3 protein-coding genes are annotated in these 2,347 nt (G+C 48.4%); 1 reads left to right on the plus strand and 2 read right to left on the minus strand.

Going from position 1 to position 2,347, the window contains the following annotated elements; genetic code table 11:
* Nucleotides 1-320 precede the first annotated feature (320 nt).
* Nucleotides 321-833, minus strand: coding sequence for a hypothetical protein (locus HMPREF2980_RS00135; protein ID WP_070689666.1), 513 nt, complete (start codon nucleotides 831-833; stop codon nucleotides 321-323).
* Nucleotides 834-1,189: 356 nt separating this feature from the next.
* Complete coding sequence (locus HMPREF2980_RS00140; RefSeq protein ID WP_141755933.1) at nucleotides 1,190-1,738, minus strand: hypothetical protein; 549 nt, start codon at nucleotides 1,736-1,738, stop codon at nucleotides 1,190-1,192.
* Nucleotides 1,739-2,041: 303 nt separating this feature from the next.
* On the opposite strand from HMPREF2980_RS00140, the gene HMPREF2980_RS00145 reads away from it, so the two are divergent.
* On the plus strand, nucleotides 2,042-2,347 hold a 306-nt coding region (locus tag HMPREF2980_RS00145), incomplete at its 3' end, for a hypothetical protein (RefSeq protein WP_141755934.1).

The following is a 2,347-nucleotide window of genomic DNA, read 5'->3' on the forward strand; positions in this document are numbered from 1 at the left end:
CATACGATTTGGCGCTTTTGCCTTTCTAAAACTTGCGGGGTACGTGAGTACCTCTCTGGTTGAGAGACCCCCTGTGTTCCCCCTCCTCTAAGGGGAACGCAGGGGGTTTCTTTTATCTGCTTATCTGTTGTAATGAATAACAGCTCAAAGTAGGGAGTAAGTGGAAACCAAGTTGCTCGCTAGATACGCTCCTGCGCCTCAGCAAATGCGATTGGCTTTTGTTGGTCCATATACGCCCAGGCAATTAATGTTATAGCCATCTGCTTCAATATCATCAAACTTACGAAAGGCTCGTTGATTCTCAATATTGAAAGCTCGAACTATCGAGGAATCTCGACATAGAGGATTTTTTCTTCCCCATTGACTTTGATTCGGAGATCCAGACTTCTAACGGATGCTGTATGAGGCAGGGGCAGATCAATCGGCTTACCGGGGTGCACCTCCTTTGGAATTTCAGCAAGCTCCTTGGAGTAAACGGAGTAGTAGAAGTATTTGTGGTTCAGCGCTTCAAGAATCTTGATAGAGCTTTCAGTGTTATTACGCAGTGTGTAGTTGCAATTCCCAGGTTCTTTAATCAGTTCCAGGACAGGTCCGCGAAGGCTATCAGCAATCTGCTGCATCTGCTCGAGTAACTTCTCAGCCTGGTCGGCCCGTTCTTCTGCTGCCTTTGCAGAACGTTCAGCCGCAGCACTCATAGCTAGAGCTGCCTTGTGCGCTTCATCTGCCTTTGCCTTCGCTTCCTTCGATTTGTTGGACAAGTACCATGACACCACTGTGAAAATAAAAGAGAGGGTCGCCGCACCCGCAGATACCCAGGTAGGAATATTACTCATGCCAACCATTCTACATTTATCACACATACAGGATGAATCCAATCATGACGATGGCCTTGGGTAGGGCATAATTACATAGCAGGTAGCTGGCCATATTGATTGCGTACACGGAACGCCCTATAGGTACCCTACCTGCCCCAAATCGCCTCCTGAAAATCAGACTTATAGGCAAAATAATTCTCGTAATCTGTGTTGCAAATATGATGAATGTACCCCTGTCACGGTAATTTTCCTAGACATCTCTGCCACAGAATAAGGCAAATAGATGGCCCCGTACCTGTATCGGTACGAGGCCATCTATTAGGATTCAGCAGGTCCCTCCGTAGGTAGGGAATATACCAGCACGGATACTTGCTTTAGCCAGATTTACCTGGAATCTGAACGTAGATAGGTTTGTCTCGACCTGCAACCTGAAGAATTAAATTTGAAGGTAAGGGAATTCCCCACGCACCACCTAGAAGGATGTCGAGTGATTCGCCTGGATTGAACTGCTGGTGAATATCATCGCACCGGAAAAATTCATCCTGATTCACAACCTTAAGCACATCTAAAGAATGCTCGCTGATGTTTTGTAGTTTGTACCGCGAGCCCTGGACATGAGTCAGCTGAAATTCAGGGCGCCATAGACTAGCCGCAATTTCAGGCTGTAATTGAACTGGTTGCTTTGTAACAACCTGCTCCTTCTGTTCAAGAAACTTCTCAGACTGGCGGGCTTGCTTCTCAGCCGCATCCGCAGAACGGACAGCCGCATCACGCATGTCTAGAGTTGCCTTGTGTGATTCCTCTGCCTTCGCTTTCGCTTCCTTAGAGCCAATAGCCTGCCGCCTTGTATAAATAGCTGCAACGACGGTAGCAAGTGCTGATATGCCAGAAATAATGATTATTATAAATTGTTGTAAATCCATGCCAACCATTATATTTAGCCCCGCCCTGTTAGGGGGGATGCACCATGGAAAGCCAAAGACTCATACACATTAGCTCACAGGTGATGTATTCGTACTTGATGATTCGGTACTGAATTTTTTATACCCAGATTTCGGGGAGGCGCCCGCCCGGTGACGAAACCGCTTGCGGGTCGCGTGGAAGCCCGTATAGTGGGAACTATCGGCGGTACCGCACACCGCCCGCGCCTACCAGAACGCCCTAAGCGGCGTCTCAAATGGCGCCGGTGTGGGTACACATTTTTGCATATTATCAGGAGGTTCCCCATGAGTAGCGAGACCACAGAAGAAGCTTACGATTATCGTGAAGACCCCGAGTATTGGCGTGCCCCGTTCGATTTTACGAAGCCCATATCTGATGCAAATACTCCGGAGGGGTGGATGCGTGCTGAGTTGAAAGGGCGTTTTTTCAACGCTCCGGTGGCGCGCCCCGGTGCCGAATATGAGTGGGGTCTGGCAGAGATTAAGCGTAGGTATGAAGCTAAGGAATTCCCCTTCAGGGATAGCGAAGTAACCAGCTTGTATCGTGAGAAGGTAGCTAATGGTGAGTTGCCGGATGTTTATGCTGGCACT

Source organism: Rothia sp. HMSC076D04 (assembly GCF_001814645.1).
In the GTDB taxonomy this organism is placed as follows: Bacteria; Actinomycetota; Actinomycetes; order Actinomycetales; family Micrococcaceae; genus Rothia; species Rothia mucilaginosa.

Bases quoted from the DNA above. Each gene is read 5' to 3' on its own strand.
- HMPREF2980_RS00140 (WP_141755933.1), bottom strand. From the start codon at position 1,738: ATGGATTTACAACAATTTATAATAATCATTATTTCTGGCATATCAGCA.
- HMPREF2980_RS00135 (WP_070689666.1), bottom strand. From the start codon at position 833: ATGAGTAATATTCCTACCTGGGTATCTGCGGGTGCGGCGACCCTCTCT.